This window comes from Xanthomonas sp. CPBF 426 (assembly GCF_903989465.1).
GTDB lineage: Bacteria > Pseudomonadota > Gammaproteobacteria > Xanthomonadales > Xanthomonadaceae > Xanthomonas > Xanthomonas euroxanthea.
On the sequence record NZ_LR861805.1, the window covers coordinates 319,162 to 338,831 of the forward strand.

Annotated in this window: 17 protein-coding genes; 7 read left to right on the forward strand and 10 right to left on the reverse strand. The window is 65.8% G+C overall.

Going from position 1 to position 19,670, the window contains the following annotated elements; translation table 11 throughout:
- The first annotated feature begins 1 nt into the window (after window position 1).
- The gene (locus H7A87_RS01335; RefSeq protein WP_119129302.1) at window positions 2-2,662 is read left to right on the forward strand and encodes a putative peptide modification system cyclase; all 2,661 of its coding nucleotides are present in this window, start codon (window positions 2-4) and stop codon (window positions 2,660-2,662) included.
- On the opposite strand, the gene H7A87_RS01340 is transcribed toward H7A87_RS01335, so the two are convergent.
- Window positions 2,602-2,940, reverse strand: a complete 339-nt coding sequence (locus H7A87_RS01340; RefSeq protein WP_104583946.1) for an NHLP-related RiPP peptide — start codon at window positions 2,938-2,940, stop codon at window positions 2,602-2,604. The genes H7A87_RS01335 and H7A87_RS01340 overlap by 61 nt on opposite strands.
- A gap of 95 nt (window positions 2,941-3,035) precedes the next feature.
- Between H7A87_RS01340 and H7A87_RS01345 the strand changes: the two genes are divergently transcribed.
- Window positions 3,036-4,244, forward strand: a complete 1,209-nt coding sequence (locus H7A87_RS01345) for a putative peptide maturation dehydrogenase (RefSeq protein ID WP_104583945.1) — start codon at window positions 3,036-3,038, stop codon at window positions 4,242-4,244.
- 151 nt (window positions 4,245-4,395) lie between these two features.
- Here the strand turns inward: H7A87_RS01345 and H7A87_RS01350 are convergent, their stop codons facing one another.
- The 4 genes from H7A87_RS01350 to H7A87_RS01365 all read right to left on the reverse strand — a co-directional run bounded on the left by H7A87_RS01350 (window position 4,396) and on the right by H7A87_RS01365 (window position 11,637).
- On the reverse strand, window positions 4,396-6,483 hold the full coding sequence (locus tag H7A87_RS01350) for a S9 family peptidase (protein WP_119129303.1): 2,088 nt from the start codon (window positions 6,481-6,483) through the stop codon (window positions 4,396-4,398).
- 102 nt (window positions 6,484-6,585) lie between these two features.
- Window positions 6,586-8,613, reverse strand: a complete 2,028-nt coding sequence (locus tag H7A87_RS01355; RefSeq protein ID WP_119129304.1) for an acetyl/propionyl/methylcrotonyl-CoA carboxylase subunit alpha — start codon at window positions 8,611-8,613, stop codon at window positions 6,586-6,588.
- A 239-nt stretch (window positions 8,614-8,852) separates the two neighbouring features.
- Entirely contained in the window at window positions 8,853-10,463 is a 1,611-nt protein-coding gene (locus H7A87_RS01360) for a carboxyl transferase domain-containing protein (protein ID WP_119129305.1), read from the reverse strand.
- 10 nt (window positions 10,464-10,473) lie between these two features.
- On the reverse strand, window positions 10,474-11,637 hold the full coding sequence (locus H7A87_RS01365; RefSeq protein ID WP_119129306.1) for an isovaleryl-CoA dehydrogenase: 1,164 nt from the start codon (window positions 11,635-11,637) through the stop codon (window positions 10,474-10,476).
- A 128-nt stretch (window positions 11,638-11,765) separates the two neighbouring features.
- Here H7A87_RS01365 and H7A87_RS01370 point away from each other — a divergent pair, with 128 nt between their 5' ends.
- The 3 genes from H7A87_RS01370 (at window position 11,766) to H7A87_RS01380 (ending at window position 13,371) form a co-directional block, all read left to right on the forward strand.
- Window positions 11,766-12,386 carry a TetR/AcrR family transcriptional regulator gene (locus tag H7A87_RS01370; RefSeq protein ID WP_119129307.1) on the forward strand — a complete coding sequence of 207 codons (621 nt, stop codon included), beginning with the start codon at window positions 11,766-11,768 and terminating at the stop codon, window positions 12,384-12,386.
- An 86-nt stretch (window positions 12,387-12,472) separates the two neighbouring features.
- The gene (locus tag H7A87_RS01375; RefSeq protein ID WP_010370465.1) at window positions 12,473-12,847 is read left to right on the forward strand and encodes a hypothetical protein; all 375 of its coding nucleotides are present in this window, start codon (window positions 12,473-12,475) and stop codon (window positions 12,845-12,847) included.
- On the forward strand, window positions 12,844-13,371 hold the full coding sequence (locus H7A87_RS01380; RefSeq protein ID WP_119129308.1) for an RES family NAD+ phosphorylase: 528 nt from the start codon (window positions 12,844-12,846) through the stop codon (window positions 13,369-13,371). The genes H7A87_RS01375 and H7A87_RS01380 overlap by 4 nt, the downstream gene beginning before the upstream one ends.
- Window positions 13,372-13,384: 13 nt before the next feature.
- Here H7A87_RS01380 and H7A87_RS01385 read toward each other — a convergent pair whose 3' ends face one another.
- From H7A87_RS01385 to H7A87_RS01400, 4 genes are read right to left on the reverse strand one after another with little or no spacing between them, the layout of a single operon-like run.
- On the reverse strand, window positions 13,385-13,720 hold the full coding sequence (locus H7A87_RS01385) for a DUF3325 domain-containing protein (RefSeq protein WP_119129309.1): 336 nt from the start codon (window positions 13,718-13,720) through the stop codon (window positions 13,385-13,387).
- Window positions 13,717-15,333 carry a PepSY-associated TM helix domain-containing protein gene (locus tag H7A87_RS01390; protein WP_119129310.1) on the reverse strand — a complete coding sequence of 539 codons (1,617 nt, stop codon included), beginning with the start codon at window positions 15,331-15,333 and terminating at the stop codon, window positions 13,717-13,719. The genes H7A87_RS01385 and H7A87_RS01390 overlap by 4 nt, the downstream gene beginning before the upstream one ends.
- The gene (locus tag H7A87_RS01395) at window positions 15,330-15,641 is read right to left on the reverse strand and encodes a DUF3649 domain-containing protein (RefSeq protein ID WP_104649592.1); all 312 of its coding nucleotides are present in this window, start codon (window positions 15,639-15,641) and stop codon (window positions 15,330-15,332) included. The genes H7A87_RS01390 and H7A87_RS01395 overlap by 4 nt, the downstream gene beginning before the upstream one ends.
- 25 nt (window positions 15,642-15,666) lie before the next feature.
- Complete coding sequence (locus tag H7A87_RS01400) at window positions 15,667-16,311, reverse strand: DUF4198 domain-containing protein (RefSeq protein WP_119129311.1); 645 nt, start codon at window positions 16,309-16,311, stop codon at window positions 15,667-15,669.
- 281 nt (window positions 16,312-16,592) lie between these two features.
- On the opposite strand from H7A87_RS01400, the gene H7A87_RS01405 reads away from it, so the two are divergent.
- Together H7A87_RS01405 and H7A87_RS01410 are read left to right on the forward strand one after the other, a co-directional pair.
- Entirely contained in the window at window positions 16,593-17,111 is a 519-nt protein-coding gene (locus tag H7A87_RS01405) for a c-type cytochrome (RefSeq protein WP_016902056.1), read from the forward strand.
- Window positions 17,112-17,498: 387 nt separating this feature from the next.
- Window positions 17,499-19,217 (forward strand): ExeM/NucH family extracellular endonuclease, encoded by a 1,719-nt coding sequence (locus H7A87_RS01410; protein ID WP_119129312.1) that lies wholly within the window; start codon window positions 17,499-17,501, stop codon window positions 19,215-19,217.
- A 23-nt stretch (window positions 19,218-19,240) separates the two neighbouring features.
- Here H7A87_RS01410 and H7A87_RS01415 read toward each other — a convergent pair whose 3' ends face one another.
- Entirely contained in the window at window positions 19,241-19,627 is a 387-nt protein-coding gene (locus tag H7A87_RS01415) for a MerC family mercury resistance protein (protein ID WP_119129313.1), read from the reverse strand.
- Window positions 19,628-19,670: the final 43 nt, after the last annotated feature.

The window sequence follows — 19,670 nt, forward strand, 5'->3', positions numbered from 1 at the left end:
AATGAGCGCCCGCGCCCACGCACGCAAGGATGCGTCGTCGGAAGCGATCCAGGCACCGCGCTTGCGTACCTTGTTGTTGACCGACCTGTGCGATTCGACCGCGCTGGTCGAGCGCATCGGTGACAACGCCGCCGCCGCGCTGTTTCGCGAGCATGACCGGCTGGTGGTCAAACTGCAGCAGCAATGGCGTGGCCGCCTGATCGACCGTTCGGACGGTTTGCTGTTGCTGTTTGATCGCCCCATCGACGGCCTGGGCTTTGCGCTGGATTACGCGCGCGGCCTCAAGGCGATGGGCGATGCCCGCGCGCTGACGCTGTGCGCGCGCCAGGGCCTGCACGTCGGCGAAGTGCTGACCTGGCGCAACAGCGACGAAGCGGTGAGCATCGGTGCCAAACCGCTGGAAGTCGAAGGCCTGGCCAAGCCCACCGCCGCACGCCTGATGTCGATGGCGCGGCCCGGGCAGATCCTGTTGTCGGCGGTGGCCGAGTCATTGACCCACCGCGCCGCGCGCGAACTGGGCGACCGCGGCGAACGCATCCTGTGGAAATCCCACGGCCGCTGGCGCTTCAAGGGCGTCCCCACGCCGATGGAGATTTATGAAGTCGGCGAAGTCGGCCTGACGCCATTGCGCACGCCGAAGAATTCGGCAAAGGCCTGGCGCGATGTTCCGCTGTGGCGGCGGCCGGCGGCACTTCTGGCGGAGACGGTATTGGTCGTCGCTGTGTGTGTTTCGGTGTGGTTTTTCACCCGTTCCGAGCCAGCCATTGCGTTTTCCGAACGTGGGTGGGTGGTGGTCGGCGATCTACGTAATCTGACCGGCAACACATTGCTCGACAGTTCGCTTGATCAGGCGCTGCGCATCAGTCTGGAACAGTCGCGCTATGTCAATGTCCTGAGCGATATGAAAGTGCGCGACACCATGGCCCGGATGAAGCGTGATCCGGATCGCGTGATCGTCGATCGCGCCATCGCCTCGGAAGTGGCGCTGCGTGATGGTGCCAGCGCCGTGTTGCTGCCGACTGTCGCCGAGATTGGAGGCAAGCTTCGTTTCAGCGTGGAGTTGGTGGATCCACGTACCCAGACCACGGTCTACTCGGAGTTTGTACAAGGCGATGGCTTGCCGTCGGCATTGTCCTCGGTGGATCAGGTCACCCGTAAGCTCAGGCAGGGCCTGGGTGAGGTGGTGGCCTCGATAGACAAGAATTCTGTGCCGTTACCCGCTGTGACCACCTCCAGCCTGGATGCACTGCGGGCGTACGCCCTGGGAGTCGATGCAACGGTGAAAGGCCAATGGAAAGAAGGTCTGGAACTGTTCGAGCGCGCGGTGGGAATAGATCCGGAGTTTGCGCTCGCGTATCTGGGCGCGGCACGCATCAAGGTGGCGGTCTCCGATCGCCGTGGCGCGCTCCCGTATTTGGAGAAGGCAATTCGTTTCCGCCAACGTTTGCCCGAGCGCGATCAACTGTATCTGGATGCATGGGCGTCCGAGCTGCTTGCACCCGACAAGGCACTGACGCTGTGGCGAACGTTGGGCTCGCTCTACCCGGACAATTTTGCCGGTACCGCCAATGCATCGTGGCACCTGTTCGTTGCCAATCGATTTGCCGAGGCGCTGCCGTATGCGCAGGCGGCTGATGTTCCGCAGGACCCGCTGCGCGCGATTGCGGCTGATCGAGTTGGACGTATTTTGCTGGCGCAGGGAAAGGCAGAAGCGGCTCTGCAGCGCTTTTCCGCTCCCGGTGATGCCGATCGCGCCGGCCCGCTCCGGCGTCAAGCGAACGCGCTTGCGGTGCTGAATCGTCATGCCGAAGCGAAACAGGCACTCGACAGGATCGTTGAGAAAGGCTATGCCAACGATGATGTGGTGCCCTTGATCGATCGCACCAGCATCGCGATCGATCAGGCCGACTGGACCGCCGCACGCGCAGCAATCACACAAGGCCTGAGGCGCAGCAGGCAAGGCGACGATTTCAACCATCGCCAATTCTCGGTCATTGCACTGACCACCGATGCATTGGGCGACCCATCCCTGTCGACAGCGGCAACGCTCAAGCCGACGTTTGATCGGCTGGTGTCCGCAGTCATTGACGATGGATCGGCAACGGTAAACCTGCAGGACAATGCCGCAATGGTGCTGATCCTGGCAAGCCAGGCGCAGCGGGCCGGCGATGACAGTCTCACCGTCCGCGCGCTTGCGGCGATCAAGCCGGCACTTGTGCATGAAACGCCGGTGCTTGCCGAACTGCGCGCCATTGTCGAAGCCCAGCAGCTGGCGCTGTCGGGCGACCGCGCGGCCGCCATCGCGCGTCTGCCAATCAGTGACGACGATCTTTTCCAGACGCGCGTGACGCTATACATGCTGCTGCACGAAAGTGGTCGGCACGCTGAAGCGTTGCAGCAAGCACGTTGGCTGTATCTCCATCGTGGGCGTGCATATATAGAAGCAAATGCGTCCCAAACGCTGCAGCCGCTCAATGTTGCCGATACACGTCTGGCGCAGCTTTGGATGGCCGAGTCGCTGCATGCACTCGGCCATACCCAGCAGGCGCGCGAACAGGCGCAGGCATTCGTGCGCGCCTGGCCCGTATCGGGTCTGCCTGCTTACTTACGCAGCAGGGTAGAGCGCATGCTGTCCGATTCGAAGGCGAAGATGACGGTGTGATTGGCTTTTTCGGTCAAGTAGCTTTGCAGCTCGGCACGAGCCGCTGCAATGTCCTGCTTGGACGCGAGCTGACTGGTCGTCATGCAGTAATAGGCCTGTCCTGCGCTGGGGGCGGCATTGTCGGCGCTCACGCCAGGTGCACCGATCCGGGCAAGCGCCTGCGCCGGATTGCATTGAAAGCAGTCGCGGAAGTCGTCGTCGGTTGCCAGTAGTTCCAGCAGCTTGTCGGCGGTGGATGCATCAAACGGAAGATGGGTGTGGGGGGCGGAGTCGGTCATGGTGTGTCTTGCCTGGAGAGTGAGGGTCTGTGGTGTTGTATGACATGGGACCTGACACAATATCGACCGTGCTCATGCGTCCTTGAGATGTTCCTATGCAAATTCGTCGCTGTACCACGTTGTTTTTTGAGCTGCGCGACGATGCGGTGTTTGATCTTGCACGATTGCTTGCCGGTGGAGATGGCGTGAATCGCCGCACACGATGGCTGGCGCTGGCGCCTCATCTTGATGGAGATGTGGAGGTTTCCAAGGACGAGCGCGAGTGGTTGGGCGGGTTGAGTCCCTCGCGCTGGCATCGCATCGATCAGATGCAGCCCTTGCCGTTTCAGGTGGAGCGTTTGATCGAGCAAGGTCTTGTGGTCAGCGATCAACCAGAACACGTTCAGCATCGCCGCAACGACGAGTGCGTGCAGCAGCAGCGTTGGTGGCCGCTAGCCGCGTTGTGGCATCGATCGGCGCGCTGGCGCGGCGAGGACAGCGTGGCGACGATGGAAGCACACGGCCTGACTACTGCGGAAGGCATGGTCGGCCGACTGGGCGCCCCCCCAGCAGAGATCGTAGACCGAGGCGAGGGGGGCATCGAAGCGCGCATTGCCTTGCCACGGTCAACCCCGGGCACGTTCGATGAGCTGCTGTCGCGTCGCGTCACCTGTCGTAACTTCGATACGCAGCGTCCACTGTCACACAGCTTGCTTGGCCAGATGCTTGAGCGCAGCGTCATGGCAAGTGCGCGGATCGAAGTGGGGCACGACACCGCATTCTTGAAGAAACCGGTGCCCTCGGGAGGCAGTCTCCATCCCACCGAAACCTACTTGCTGGTCCAGCGTGTCGAGGGAATGACGAGCGGTCTCTATCACTATCGCCCTGTCGATCATGCATTGCAGCCATTGCAGTCGCCACCACAGCCGCTTGCGGAGTTTGCGCGTCGCGCTGTGTCCGGGCAGCACTGGTTTGCCGATGCGCCGGTGCTGGTGATCCTAGTGCCGCGGTTTTTACGTAGTTTCTGGAAGTATCGGAACCACGCCAAGGCCTACCGCGCGATGATTCTGGATGTCGGCCATATCGCGCAGACGCTGTATCTGAGCGCGACCGACCTGGGCCTGGGCGCATTTGTCACCTCGGCAATCAATGAGGTGGATATCGAACAGGCACTTGGCCTGGACGGCCTGCAGGACGGCCCGCTCGCCATCTGTGGGTTCGGTTGGCGGGGCGAGGAAATGAACAACACCGAGTTGGATCCCGGTGGGGCAGTGTGGCCGGCTGGTCTTGATTCAGAGGCCGCCAAGGACATCGCCCCACATTAGTGAGCAACCAAGTCAGGCATCTTCCTGTCTGGATCGCTGGGCGGGAATACCGGCGTGGCGGCGCGTTGGAGAACATCGATACAGCCGTCGTCGCTCGTCTTTGCAGGCGAGCGACGACGTAGATGTAAAGCAAGCCACCACGTAGGCAGACCTACCGCCGAATCGCCTGTGTATGCGTCTTCAATGCTTCGCTCAGGCCGTTCACCTTGTCGGCGCCTTCCGGCACGGTGATGCTGGAGCCGGCCAGGTCGTCGCCGATCGGTTGCACGCGGCCGCCCAGGCACTGGCCCAGGAACCCCTCGGTCACCGCGTTGAAGGCCTTGCTGTTTTCCGGGCGCCGGAAGCCGTGGCCTTCGTCCGGGAACAGCACGTAGGTGACCGGAATGTTCTTGGCCTTCATCGCGTTGACGATCTGGTCGCTCTCGGCCTGTTTGACGCGTGGGTCGTTGGCGCCCTGGCCGATCAGCAGCGGCTTGCTGATCTTGTCGACATGGGTGAGCGGTGAGCGTTCGGTCAGCCACTGCTTGCCGGCGTCGGTGGCCGGGTCGCCCATGCGTTTGGTCAGCTGCTTGTAGAAGCTGGCCCAGTATGGCGGCACGGTGCCGAGCAGGGTGTTGAGGTTGGCCGGGCCGACGATGTCCACGCCGCACTTGAACGCGTCTGGGGTAAAGGTCAGGCCGACCAGCGTGGCGTAGCCGCCGTAGCTGCCGCCCATGATCGCCACGTCCTCGGGCCTGGTCACTCCTTGCTTGACCGCCCATTGCACCGCGTCGAGCAGGTCGTCGTGCATCTTGGCGGCCCACTCGCCGTTGCCGGCGTTGGTGAAGGCCTTGCCGAAGCCGGTGGAGCCGCGGAAGTTCACCGCCAGCACCGCATAGCCGCGATTGGCCAGCCATTGCTCATACGGCCCGTAGCCGTAGCTGTCGCGCAACCACGGGCCGCCATGCACGAACAGCACCAGCGGCACCGGCTTGTCGGCCTTGCCGTCGTGATTGGCATCGGCCTCGGCGGGCAGGGTGAGATAGCTGACCAGCTTGAGGCCGTCGCGGGCGGTCAGTTCCTGCGGCCACATCGGCACCAGCGGCTTGCCGTCGAGCGCGGGGCGGGCGGAGAACAACTTGGTCAGCTTGCCGCCGTCTGCACGGTCGTAGCGGTAGTAGGTCAGCGGTGTTTCCGCCGCCGAATACCCCACGATCCAGATGCGATCGTCGAGCGTGCGTGCGGCAACGCTGGCATCGCCGCTGCCGAGCGACTTGAGCTTGTTTAGGTCGGCGGCAATGCCGTTGTCCAGCGCCGTCCACTCCTCGCGCAGGTAGTCGGTGGACACGGCCTGCACCACGCCGGTCCTGGGGTCGTTCAAGGTGGCGCCGACATCGGTGCGCGGGTTTTCGAACAGCAGCGTGCGGGCGTTGCTGGCAGTGTCGATGGCATACAGCGCTGCGGTGTCGCGATTGCGCGAATCCTGCATGTACAGCGTCTTGCCGTCGTCGGTGAGGCCGTCGGGCGAGGTGTTGGTGACATCCTCGAACGGGATGCGGTCCACGCTCTTCCAGCGCTTGCCGTCCGGCACCAGCAGCTCCCTGCCCGCATCGTCGGTGGCACGCGTGGCATAGCGCAGCTGGTAGTTGCCATCGAGCAGGTAGGAATCCAGGCTGTCGGTGTTCTGCTGCACCAAGCTGCGCTTGCCCGAAGCCAGGTCCACCCGATACAGGTCATGCCATTTGGGGTCGCGGTCGTTCATGCCGACCATGATCGAGTCGGGATGCTGCGCGCTGACGCGATACACCTCGGCGTTGGTCTTCTTGAAGGGGGTGAGGTCCTTGCTGCTGCCATCGCTCAGATTCACCGAGAACAGATGGAAGTCTTCATCGCCACCGTTGTCGCGCAGGTACAGCAGCGTGTTGGGTTGATAGGTCCAGAAATAATTGCGGATGCCGCGTGCGGTGTCCTTGGTGATCGCGCGTGCCTGGTCCGGTGCATCCACCGGGGCGACCCAGACATTGAGCACACCGTCCAGCGGCGCGACCCAGCTGAGGTACTTTCCGTCCGGGCTGATGCTCACGTTCGCCCGCTCCGGGTTGCCGAACAGCGCATCGCGGGTGATCAGTTCGGGCGGTGCCGCGGGTGCCGCCGCAGCAGCCGGGGCCGGCGTGGCGGCCTTGTCGGTGGCGGGCGCGGTCTTATCGCTGCAGGCAGACAGCGCGAGCAGCATGCTGGAAACAAGAAGCAGGCGTTGCATGGAGGTCTCCGGTCGTGAGCGCGGCCATTCCAGCCGCTTTCCTCACGCTAGAGCCAAGGTCCGTCCCTGTGGACGTGCCGTTGGTCACGCTGCGAGGCGCCGCTACGCAGACGCGGACACGAATTCCACCAACGCGACACCCTCGGCGACCAGTTCGCCTTCCGCCACCAGATACGCCGCCACCGTGCCGTCGCTGGGCGCGTGCAGGGTGTGCTCCATCTTCATCGCTTCGAGCACCACCAGGGCCTGCCCGCGGGTGACCGGCTGCCCTGCCGGGGCGACCAGCGACACGATGCGGCCCGGCATCGGTGCGGTCAGGCCGCCGGCGTCGTGCGCGGGCTGATCGGCTTCGAGCAGTGCGTCATGGTGGCGGAAGCTTGCCCGCTGCGTGGCATCGCGCAATGTCAGTGCATTGCCGTCGCGCAGGGCCTGCATGCGCCATTGCCGGCCATCCATTTCCACGCGCAGTGCCCCGTCCTGTACGTGGTAGCGCAGCGTGTGGGTATGGCCCGCGCACGTCACCTGCCAGCCATCGCCAAACGGGCGCACGCCGAACTGGCGGCGCTCGCCTGCCGCTTCCAGCGTCATGGTGTGCGCCGCATGCGCGCCGATGCGCCAACCATCGGCGTGCTGCCAGGGCGAAAACGGGTCGGCGGGATCGGCGGCGGCCTTCGGCAACGCTTCGGCGTTCAACGCCGCTGCCAGGCACCACCAGGCAGTGGCCGGACTCACCGCATCGGGAAACAGCACTGCCTGCTCGCGTTCGATCAGTGCGGTATCCAGATCGGCCGACGCAAACGACGCCGTGTCGATCAGGCGCACAAGGAACGCGCTGTTGGTGGTGACACCCACCGCATGGAACTGCGCCAGCGCCTGGCGCATGCGTGCCAGTGCGGCGGGGCGATCCACATCCCACACGATCAGCTTGGCAATCATCGGGTCGTAGTACGGGCTGATGCTGTCGCCTTGCTCCACGCCGGCATCGATACGTACATGCGCGCTTGCTGCGGGAAACTGCAACTGGTGCAGCGTGCCGGTGGAAGGCAGGAAGCCGCGGTCGGCATCTTCGGCATACAGGCGCGCTTCCAGCGCATGTCCATGGATGCGCAGTTCCTGCTGACGCAGCGGCAGCGGTTCGCCCGCGGCAACACGCAATTGCCACTCGACCAGATCGGTGCCGGTGATCAACTCGGTCACCGGGTGCTCGACCTGCAGCCGGGTGTTCATTTCCATGAAATAGAAATCGCCATCCGGGCCGGCAATGAACTCCACCGTGCCGGCGCCGACATAACCCACCGCGCGTGCGGCATCCACGGCCGCCTTGCCCATGGCGGCGCGACGTTGTTCGCTCATGCCGGGGGCGGGCGCTTCTTCCAGCACTTTCTGGTGCCGGCGCTGCACCGAGCAATCGCGTTCGAACAGATAGACGACCTCGCCCCGGGTATCGCCAAAGACCTGAATCTCGATATGGCGCGGCCGCTCGACGTACTTTTCCACCAGCACCTGCGCATTGCCGAATGCCGACTGCGCCTCGCGCTGGCAGCTGGCCAATGCGTCTTCGAATGCCGCGCTCGCATCCACCCGGCGCATGCCCTTGCCGCCGCCGCCGGCGCTGGCCTTGATCAACACCGGATAGCCGATCGCGTCGGCCTGTGCACGCAGGAAGGCCGGCGCCTGTTCGTGGCCGTGGTAGCCCGGCGTCAGCGGCACGCCGGCGCGCTGCATCAGCGCCTTGGCCGCGCTCTTGTCGCCCATCGCGCGGATGGCCGCCGCCGGCGGGCCGATAAACACCATGCCGGCCTGCGCACAGGCATCGGCAAATGCTGCGTTTTCTGACAGAAATCCATAGCCGGGATGGATTGCCTGTGCGCCGCTCCTGCGTGCCGCATCCAGGATCGCATCGCCACGCAGATAACTCTGCTGCGCCGGTGCGGCACCGATATGGATTGCTTCATCGGCCAGCCGCACATGCCGCGCATCACGGTCGGCATCCGAGTACACCGCCACCGTTGCGATGCCGAGCTTGCGGCAGGTGGCGATGACGCGGCAGGCGATCTCGCCGCGATTGGCGATCAGGACCTTGTCGAAATACGGCTGTCTTGCTGCGGCGGTGGAATCGCGCTGGGTCATGGCAAGGGTCTCTGCACCCCGCCAGGGCGGCGGGCACTGCGATGGAAAAACGGCTGCACGGAGTACGCGGGACACAGTGCGATGGCCGACGCCGCACTGCGCGAACGCAACTCACTGCTTGGAGCAGGTAACGTGCGCGCACTCATGCACTGCTCCAGGCAACACGCGGCACCCTGCGTGCAGGCGCACGCGCAGTGCCTGGCAATGAAGAGCCGTACATGCAAGCGGGCATCACCACCTCACATCCGGAACACGCCGAAGCGTGTCGGCTCGATCGGCGCATTCAACGCGGCCGACAGCCCTAGCCCCAGCACGCGACGGGTGTCGGCCGGGTCGATGATGCCGTCGTCCCACAAGCGCGCGCTGGCATAATACGGATGGCCCTGCTGCTCGAACTGGGCACGGATCGGTGCCTTGAACGCATCCTCTTCCTCGCCCGACCAGGCGCCACCCTTGGCTTCGATGCCGTCGCGGCGCACGGTGGCTAATACGCTGGCGGCCTGTTCCCCGCCCATCACACCGATGCGCGCATTCGGCCACATCCACAGGAAGTTCGGCGAGTACGCACGGCCGCACATGCCGTAATTGCCGGCGCCGAACGAGCCGCCGATCACCACGGTGAACTTGGGAACCTTGGCACAGGCCACCGCCATCACCAGCTTGGCGCCGTCCTTGGCGATGCCGCCATGTTCGTATTTGCGCCCGACCATGAAGCCGGTGATGTTCTGCAGGAACACCAGCGGAATGCCGCGCTGCGTGCACAGCTCGATGAAGTGCGCGCCCTTGAGCGCGGACTCGGAAAACAGGATGCCGTTGTTGGCAATGATGCCGACCGGGTAGCCATGCAGATGCGCAAAGCCGGTGACCAGGGTGCTGCCATAACGCGGCTTGAATTCGTCCAGCTGCGAGTTGTCGACGATGCGGGCGATCACTTCGCGCACATCGAAGGGCTTGCGCGTATCGGCGGGAATCACGCCATACAGCTCGTCGGCTGCATAGCGCGGCGGCAGCGGTGCCTGCAGGGCCAGCGATGCCGCCGGCTTGCGCCAGTTGAGCCGGGCGATGATGGCGCGCACGCGTGCCAGGGCCTGCAGGTCGTTGTCGGCGAAGTGATCGGCCACGCCGGAGATGCGCGTATGCACATCCGCACCGCCGAGCTCTTCGGCACTGACTTCTTCGCCGGTGGCCGCTTTGACCAGCGGCGGACCGCCGAGGAAGATGGTGCCTTGCTCGCGCACGATCACCGTTTCATCGCTCATCGCCGGCACGTACGCACCGCCAGCGGTGCATGAGCCCATCACGCAGGCGATCTGCGGAATGCCGTTGGCCGAAAGGTTGGCCTGGTTGTAGAAGATGCGCCCGAAGTGGTCGCGGTCGGGAAACACTTCATCCTGCAACGGCAGGAACGCGCCGCCGGAATCGACCAGGTAGATGCACGGCAAGCGGTTCTGCTGGGCGATTTCCTGCGCACGCAGATGCTTCTTCACCGTCATCGGGTAATAGGTGCCGCCCTTGACGGTGGCGTCGTTGGCCACGATCACGCATTCCACCCCGGACACCCGTCCGATGCCGGCCACCACACCGGCGCATGGCACCTGATCGTCGTACATGCCGTGCGCCGCCAGGGGCGCGATTTCCAGCAAGGCGCTGCCCGGATCCAGCAAGGCATCGATGCGCTCGCGCACCAGCAACTTGCCGCGTGCGGTGTGCTTGGCACGCGCGGCATCGCTGCCGCCCAGCGCGGTCTGCGCCAGCGTGCGGCGCAGGTCCTCGATCACCGTGCGCATGGCCGCAGCGTTATGTTGGAAGCTTTCGCCGCTGGCCTGCAGCTGGCTGGTGATCACGCTCATGGTGGCTCCGTCAGGCGGTGCGTTCGAACAGCTCGCGGCCGATCAGCATGCGTCGGATCTCCGAGGTGCCCGCACCGATTTCGTACAGCTTGGCATCGCGCCACAGGCGCCCGGTGGGGTAGTCGTTGATGTAGCCGTTGCCGCCCAGCACCTGGATCGCCTGGCCGGTGAGCCAGGTGGCCTTTTCAGCGGCGTAGAGAATCGCACCGGCCGCATCCTGGCGCGTGGTCAGCCCCGCGTCGCAGGCGCGCGCCACTGCATACACATAGGCGCGGCAGGCGTTGAGCCCGACGTACATGTCGGCCAGCTTCGCCTGCATCAACTGGAAGGTGCCGATCGGCGCGCCGAACTGCTTGCGCTCGTGCGCGTACGGCAGCACCACATCCATCGCGGCGGCCATCAGGCCCAACGGGCCGCCGGCCAGCACCACACGCTCGAAATCCAGGCCCGACATCAGCACACGCACGCCACCGTTGAGCGTGCCCAGCACGTTCTCGGCCGGCACTTCGCAGTCGCTGAACACCAGCTCGCAGGTGTTGGAGCCGCGCATGCCCAGCTTGTCGAGTTTCTGCGCGGTGGAGAATCCCTTCATCCCTTTTTCGACGATGAAGGCGGTGATACCGCGTGCGCCGGCCTCCGGGTCGGTCTTGGCGTACACCACCAGCACATCGGCATCCGGGCCGTTGGTGATCCACATCTTGCTGCCGTTGAGCACATAGCGGTCGCCGCGCGCATCGGCGCGCAGCTTCATCGACACCACATCCGAGCCGGCGCCGGCCTCGCTCATCGCCAGTGCCCCGACGTGCTCGCCGGTGCACAGCCTGGGCAGGTAGCGCTGTTTCTGCTCGGGCGTTGCGTTCTTGCGCAGCTGGTTGAGGCACAGATTGGAATGCGCGCCGTACGACAGGCCGATGGCCCCGCCGGCCCGCGAGATTTCTTCCATCGCCACCACATGCGCCAGGTAGCCCATGCCGCTGCCGCCGTACTCTTCTTCCACGGTCAGCCCGAGCAGGCCTTGTTCGCCGAACAGGCGCCACAGCTGGGCGGGAAAGACATTGTCCTGATCGGCCGTGGCCGCGAGCGGGGCAATATGGTGGCTGGCAAAGGCCGCCACGCTTTCGCGCAGCAGATCGATGTCTTCGCCAAGCGCAAAATTCAGGGACGGCACGTGCATGGAGCGACTCCGCAGGGATCGGGATGTGCCGGGTGGGAGCGGGCAGGCCGCACGGCGCTTGTGCGCAGCCTAGCGGTCCGCAGTGAAAAAGTGAACTAAAATTCAACTATTGAACCAAGAATCACACCATGGCTTATCGACGCTCCGCCCTGATGGAAGAACGCCTGGCCGGTAACCGCGAACGCATCCTGCACGCGGCCCGTGCCCTGATCGCCGAAGGCGGCTACCGCAACGCGCCGGTGACCGCCGTGGCCGCTGCCGCCGGCGTGTCCACCGGGCAGATCTATCGTCATTTCCCGTCCAAGGCCGAGCTTTTCGTGGAAGTTCTCAACGAAGCGGTGCAGCGCGAGATGACCATCCTGCGCGCCATCGCCACCACCCAGGCCAGTGCTGCCGAGCGCCTGCGCACTGCGATCGCCACGTTCGTGCGGCGGGCCCTGGCCGGTCCCGCGCTGGCGTACGCCTTCATTGCCGAGCCGGTGGAAAGCGAGGTGGATGCCGAGCGCATCCGTGGCCGACGCCTGTTCGGAGAGGTGTTCCGCCAGTTGCTCGCCGAAGGCGTGGCGGCCGGCGAGTTCCCGCAGCAGTCGCTGGACGCGGCGGCGGCGTGCATCGTCGGCGCCTTCACCGAGGCCCTGGTGGGACCGATCGCCCCCAGCCGCAGCGATCCGCAGCAGGGCGAGCAGCTGGTCGAGGCGATCTGCGGGTTCTGCCTGCGCGCGGTGGGCGCGCGGCAGCCGGCGGTCTGACAGTGCACTGACCGGGCGTACTGCTGGGCTGTGCCGAGGCAGATAACTGTGCATATACTGTGCACTCGCCCTGCCGGAGTCGTGCAATGGTCGCCGTTCTCAATCCCCTGGCCCTGACCGAACGCCTGCGCGTGCCGGATCGCACCATCCTGTCGCCCTCGGCCATGGCCGGCCTGCTGGATCTGTCGCAGCAGGAACTGGCCGAGCTGGCCGGTGTGCATCGCAACAGCCTGCGCGTGCATCCGGAAAGCCCGCGCGTACAGGACCTGCTGCGCAACCTGTCGCGCCTGCTGGTGGCGATGACGCAAGTCCAGCCGGACGAACGCCAGGTGGTGTTCCATCTCAAGAACACCCCGATTCCGGCGTTCGAGTTCGCCACCCTGCTGGAAGTGGTCAAACAGGGCCGCACCGATGATGCGCTGACCTATCTGCGCACCGTTGCCGCGGGGGCCGCCGGTTGAAGCTGAGCGCTCCGGCGCACTGCACGCTGTATCGCGCCTTCACGCCGCGCTGGGCTGCCGAACCGTTGAGCGGCGCCGGTGCGGCACGCTCGGGCGGGCGCTTCAATCGCTTTGGACAGCCGTCCCTGTATTTATCGCTGCAACTGGAGACCGCCGCCGCCGAATACGCGCAAGCGGCGCTGTTCCTGCCGCCATTGACCTTGGTCAGTTATGCCGCCGACCTGCCGGCGCTGGCCGATCTGCGCCTGCTCGATGCGAGCTGGGATCCGCTTTGGGCCGACTGGACCGAGGACTGGCGCAAGGCGCTGGTCAACAAGATCGAACCGGTCAGCTGGGTGCTCGGCGACCTGCTGCGCGAGGCGCAGATTCCTGGCGTGATCTTTCCCAGCATGGCGCTGCCGGACGGCATCAACGTGGTGCTGTTCATGGACATGCTGCAGCCCGAACACGTGTTGCGCGTGCTCGACGATGGTCGCCTGCCGCGCGACGGGCGCAGCTGGGGCGATCCGCCGATCGTGGCGTAGCGACGGACGTCCTTCACCCCACCAACAGCTGCAGCGCACCCGCCAGCAGCGGCGCGGCCACTGCCGTGGGCAGGATCAATCCACGCCGATACGGCAGCAACCACAGCGACAGCAACGCGGCAGCGCCGGTCAATGTGCCCAGCCACAGCACCGGGCCGACGCCCCAGCCTTGTGCGTGTACCGCCAAGCCGAAGGTGAGCAGCACCAGCAGCCAGCCCAGCACGCGCAGTTGCCGCGAGCGCGCCGCGCCCAGCGTGCGACCCGTGACTTCCTGCTGATGCTTGTCCATCGCCAGGCACAGCGCGGCGAATCCGGAAAAATTCAGCGCCAGCAGCAGCCACACGCTCATGCGCTTTCCTGCAGCGGCACGCTGCCCTGCGCAGGCGCGGCGGCAGTGGTGCGCGCGCGTCGCCCCGATGCGGCTTGCGGTGCCTTCCACTGCTGCAGGCGCCAGCCCGCCACGCCCAGCGACACGCCAAGGAACAGGCAGACCAGATCGACCCCGGCCAACATCCATTGCCCGGCCGGCAGCGTCACGCCCAGATGCACATCGGTGGTGATCGCATTGACCACCGGTACCAAGGCGAACAAGGCCGCGCCCAGATACAGCTGCCAGCTCCACATGGCGCGCCGTGGCCACACGAACGCCGCCAGCAATGCAGCGGCCCATGCGGCAAAGAACAGGTTGGCCTCCATTGCCGCGCGCGCCTCCAGGCTCACCGGCAACACCCGGTTGGCCCAGAAGAAACTGGCGAAGGCGATCGGCAAGCCGGCGACCGTGCCGATGTTGAGCGCATCCACCAGCCGCAGCCCGAAACCGATGCGCCCGGCCTTCAGGTGTTTGGGGCGTTCCTTCACCGCCCACATCACCACGCCGCTGGCCACCATCAGGCAACCGAGCAAGCCGGAGCCGAAGAACAGCGCGCGCATCCATGGCCCGGCGAAGTGGGCGATATGCAGGCCCACCATGACCCCGCGCGTCTGGCTGGCGCCACCCGGTGGCCCGCTGTGCTGCAGGCGCTGGCCGCTGACTGCATCGAACAGGATCGATGGCGCATTGGTGGACAGACGATCGGACACCTGGGTGACGCCGACCGCTGCGTGCGCATCGTTGGGCAGCGACACCGCCACGTTGCCGACCTCACCACCGCGCCAGTGGCTGCGCGCACGCGCCACGAATTGCTCCAGCGGCAGCATGCGCGCCGGGGTACCAGACGCTTGTCGCGTATCGGCAACCCGGTTGGCGGATTCTTCGTAGAACCGCATTTCGTTGTCGGGATACTGCGCCTTGATGCCCCACGGCAGGTACATGAACATCAAGGTCACGATGCCGGTGTAGGTGATCATCGCGTGGTACGGCAATGCGGTCACCGCGCTGACGTTGTGGAAATCCAGCCATGAGCGCAGGCCCTTGCCCGGGCGGAAGGTGAAGAAATCCTTGAAGATCTTCTTGTGCGTGATCACGCCGCTGATGATCGCCACCAGCATGAACATCGCGCAGAAACCCACGATATAGCGCGACCACATCACCGGCAGATAATGCAGATCGAAGTGCAGCCGGTAGAAGAATTCGCCGCCCAGGGTGTCGCGCGCGGCGATCTCCTTGCCGGTGGCCGGGTCGATGATGGCGTTGCCATACATCTCGCGGCGACTGGCCGGTTTGCCATCGGTTGGCGCGGGGTTTTGCCAGTACATGCTGACCACCGGATTGCGCGCGTCCGGCAAGGTGATGTTCCAGCTCTGCGCATCGGCGGCATGCGTCTGCAGATACTGCTCGGCACTGCGCAGCGCGGTCGCGCTGCTCACCGTGGTGGTGGGCAGTTCCGGGCGCATCCAGCGGCTGATTTCGTCGCGGTAATAACTCGCCGTGCCGCCCATGAAGATCAACAGCAACACCCAGCCGACCAGCAGCCCGGTCCAGGTGTGCAGCCACGCCATCGACTGGCGGAATCCCTGCTTCATGCCACGCCCCGTTGCAGCCATGCGGCCAGTGCGAACATCAGCGCCGCCGGCACGGCGATGCCGGCCCAGGCGCGCCACACGCTGGCGGTGGCGAAGGCCCATAGCGGCGCGCAGGCACACACCACGATGCCGACCAGCATGCTGGTCAACACCGCTTCGCTGCGTGGCAGCGGCAACACCAGCGCCAGCAGCAGATTGGTGGCGCTGGCGAGCGCATAGCCGCCAAACATCGCCGCCAGCGTGCGTGCAAGCACGCCCAGCCAGGGGCGCCTGAACCAGGGAAGCGGCAGGGACGGTGCGGTAGCCATCGGATCGGCGGCGCGTGTGGCCGGCTTACTCGGCCAGGAAGGTCAACGTGCTGATGTGGTGGATCATCGCCACCTGCTTGCCGGCGATCTCACGCTTCACCGGTTCCTTGTTGGTGGCGACCAGGATGTGCCGGCCGGCGCGCAGCTTGGGCAGGGTCACCTGGCCGTTGGCATCGGAGGTCAGCGTCTTCTGCCACTTCTGCGGGTCGATCACCGTCACCTCGACCTTGGGCAGCGGCTTGTTGCGATAGAGCACGGTCAGCGTATTGCTGTTGGCAGCGGTGGGCACCAGCTCGAAATCGAGCTTGGCCGACGGCGTGGCGCGCCCGGCGCGTGCGTAGTAGCTCACCGTCTCGAAGCTGCCGGCTTCGCCCTTCCACGGCTCGAACACGCTGTCGTCGCTCAGCCACGCATCGCCGGTGCCGGACAGCGGCGCGGTGAGGAACGCGCTGCCGCGCTGCAGGGCGCCGGCCTTGCCGGCCGTGCCGAACACGGTCGGCTTGACCACGCGCTTGATCTCGTCTTCGCCGTGGTCGAGGGTGTCCTGCGCCGGTTCGCCGAAGTAGATGCGCACCGGGCCGCTGCCGTCGCGCTCGATCCAGATCTCGTGGGCCTGGGCAGACAGGCTGATGCTGGCCAAGGCCAGGCAGGACAGCAGGAAGGACTTCATCGCGGCGACTCCTCGTAGGCGGGACCGGGCGAGGCGAGAACCGCGTCACCGTGGATTGATGGGAATGATACGCAATTCCCCTGGACGAGACCAACGTGTCATGCGGCATTGCGGCAATTCATCGTGCTGCGCAGACCGGCGTGCCTGCAGGACCCATAGCGCGCCAGGGCGCAGCGCACACCGCTGCAATCACTGTCATACACAGTGGCCAGACGGGCGCGAACTGTGCTCTATACTCCGGCGCTAGCAGAGGTCTTCGACCAACAGCCAGGGGTGAGCGCGTGCGGAATTACGACCTCGAGTTCCTGAAGAAATTCTCGATGGTGATCGGACTACTGGTGGTGATCACCCTGGGCCTGATTGCCCTGGCAGCCTATTTGCAACGCGCCATTCCCGACGAAGTCTCGCCCACCGCGGCCAAACGCGTGCAGCAACGCATCGCCCCGGCCGGCGCGGTCTATGCCGGCACCACCGGTGCGTCCGCACAGGCCGCAGCCCAGGCCGCAGCGCTGGCCAAGGCCGCCTCGCAGTCTGCCTACGGCGGCAGCACCGACGGCAAGACCATCTTCGACAACCTGTGCACCGCCTGCCACACCACCGGCGTGGGCAAGGCGCCGACGCTGGACCACGCGCATTGGGACGCGCGCATCGCCCAGGGCAAGGACACCTTGTACAAGCACGCGATCGAGGGTTACACCGGCCCGGACGGCGGCATCATGCCGCCCAAGGGTGGCAACCCGGCACTGACCGAAGAGCAGGTGCGGGCCACGGTCGACTGGATGCTGAGCAATCTGAAGTAGGCCTCTAAAGCAGCAAGCGCCTGGAACACGTGGCTGACACAGGCAGTCGGTGTGTGGCCAGGTGGCCGCATGCCGTACGCGGGTGCGTCGACTGGCAACCGCGAGGCCTGCGCGCACGGGAGCACGCTTTTTTTTATAGGCGGCAGGCATTGCGCGCGCGTTTGCGCTCGCTGCGCGACGTGCTTGCACGACGACGCCAGCCTTGCGCGACCGCCTCAGCACCGTTGCTTTAGGGGAATGCCGCAATTGCCGGCAGCTGTGCACCGGCCACGTCATCCACGCAGCAGCTGGTCGCCACTTGCAACGTTTTGCTAGCCTGTCACGGTTCTCACGCGCCGCCTTCGGGGCGGCGCGTGCAGGTGGTCCAGGTCTTTCCGGAGTGTGTCGATGTCGCGTTGCTCGCTGGTTGTGCTCGGTGTGATCGGTCTGTTGGTGCCACTGCTGGGCAGTGCCGCCGAGGGCGCGCCGCAACGTCTGTCCATCGCCGACGTCCAGGGCGAAGACACCCGTAGCCCCCACGACGGCCGTGTGGTCGACGTGGAGGGCATCGTCACCGCCGATACGCGCGTCGGCCTGGGCGGGCTGTTCGTGCAGCAGCCCGGCTTCGAGCTGCGGCGCTCGCATGGCCTGTTCGTCACCGGTGCCGGCAATGCCGAGGTGGCGGTGGGCGACCGCGTGCGCATCGTCGGCACGGTGCGCGAGGTATCGGCAGGTGGCGAGGCGAGTCTGACCACGGTGGATGCCAGCAGCATCGAGCGGCTCGCCAGCGGCCAGCCGGTCCCGGTGCGCATGCTCAGCGGGCCGCCGGCCAACTGGGAAGCGCTGGAAGGCGAGCACGTCCGCATTGCCGCGCTGACGCTCAACGGCAGCGACCGTCTGGACGCCGACGGCGAGCTGGTCGCCGCCTTCGGCGGGCGCCTGTGGCAGCCCAGCGAAGTGGCCGCCGCCGGCACCCCGGCCTTTGCGCAGGTGGAGGCCGACAACGCCCGTCGCCGGGTGGTGCTGGACGATGCACGCAATGGCCGCAGCCCCAAGACGGTGGCCTATCTGCCGGCCGATCCGGCGCTGCGCACCGGCAGCCTGCTCAAGTCGGTCGATGGCATCGTCGACCAGCGCTACGACGGCAACTACCGCATCCAGGTGCTGACCCCGTTGACGCTGCCGGCCATACCGACCGCGGTGGCGCCGCAGGTGGGTGGCGATCTACGGATCGCCTCGTTCAATCTGGAGAACTTCTTCAACGGCAATGGCCGCGGCGGCGGCTTCCCGACCAAGCGCGGTGCGCGCACGCATGAGCAGTTCCAGGCCCAGCTGACCAAGCTGGTGTCCACCATCGTGCCGTTGCGCGCCGATGTGGCCGCGTTGATGGAGCTGGAAAACGACGGCAATGGCGCCGATGCGGCCGTGGCGCAACTGGTCGCCGCGCTCAACGCGGCCGGCACCGACAAGGACTGGCAGTTCGTGGACACCGGCAGCGGCCCGGGCGATGACGACATCCGGGTCGGCATCGTGTATCGCAGTTCCCAGGTCACCCCGGTCGGCAAGCCGGCCACGCTGACCGGCGGCCCGTTCGACAGCCATAGCCGGGTGCCGCTGGCGCAAGCCTTCCGCAGCACCCGCGGGGCGACCTTCGTGGTGGTCGCCAACCACTTCAAGTCCAAGGGCTGCGGTAGCGCCAGCGGCGCCGATGCCGACCAGCGCGATGGCCAGGCCTGCTGGAACGCCACCCGTACCGAGTCGGCCAAGCGCCTGCACCAGTGGCTGCAGACCGACCCCACCGGCGCGCAGACCAAACTGGCCGTGCTACTGGGTGACTTCAACGCCTACGCCATGGAAACCCCGATGCGCAGTCTGCGCGCCAGCGGCTGGCAGGACGCCTTCGCGGTGGCTGGCGTGAAGCAGCCCTACAGCTATGTCTACGACGGCATGAGCGGACGGCTGGATCATGCGTTGTTGAGCCCGGCGATGGCCAAGCAGCTGCGCGGCGCGGTGGAATGGCATATCAACGCCGATGCCAGCGACGACGCCGGCTACGCCAAGCGCAACCTGCCCGGCCCGTGGCGCAGTTCCGACCACGACCCGGTGTTGCTGGGCTTTTCGCTGTAGCAGCGCCGGTGGTGGCCGTGCTCCTAGCGCGCGCACTTTCCATGCCGGCGACGTAGCCGCAGATTGACCAGGTGCGTGCTGGCCAGCAGCAGGCTGCCGGTCACCGTGACCGGGGTTTCCAGCGCCGCGCCGGCCACGCCGCTTGCGCCCAGGACCAGACCGGCCAGCCCGAAGACCGCCAGTGCCCATACCGGCGCTGGCAGTGCATGCCGGCGATGGCTGCTCCATGCCGCATAACCGCTCAGCGGCACGGCTGCCGCGGCGAACACCACATGCACCCATTCGGCCCGGCTCCACGCGCCCAGCAGCGGCAGCGCGGCGGCCAGCAGTGGCAGGGCCAGGCAGTGCAGCAGGCACAGACTGGAAAGAGCGATGGCCGAGTTGTCCAGCACAGAAGCGGTAACGCGCATGGAGCGGGGTCCTGTCGAGTAAGTGTTATATAGTAACACTTCA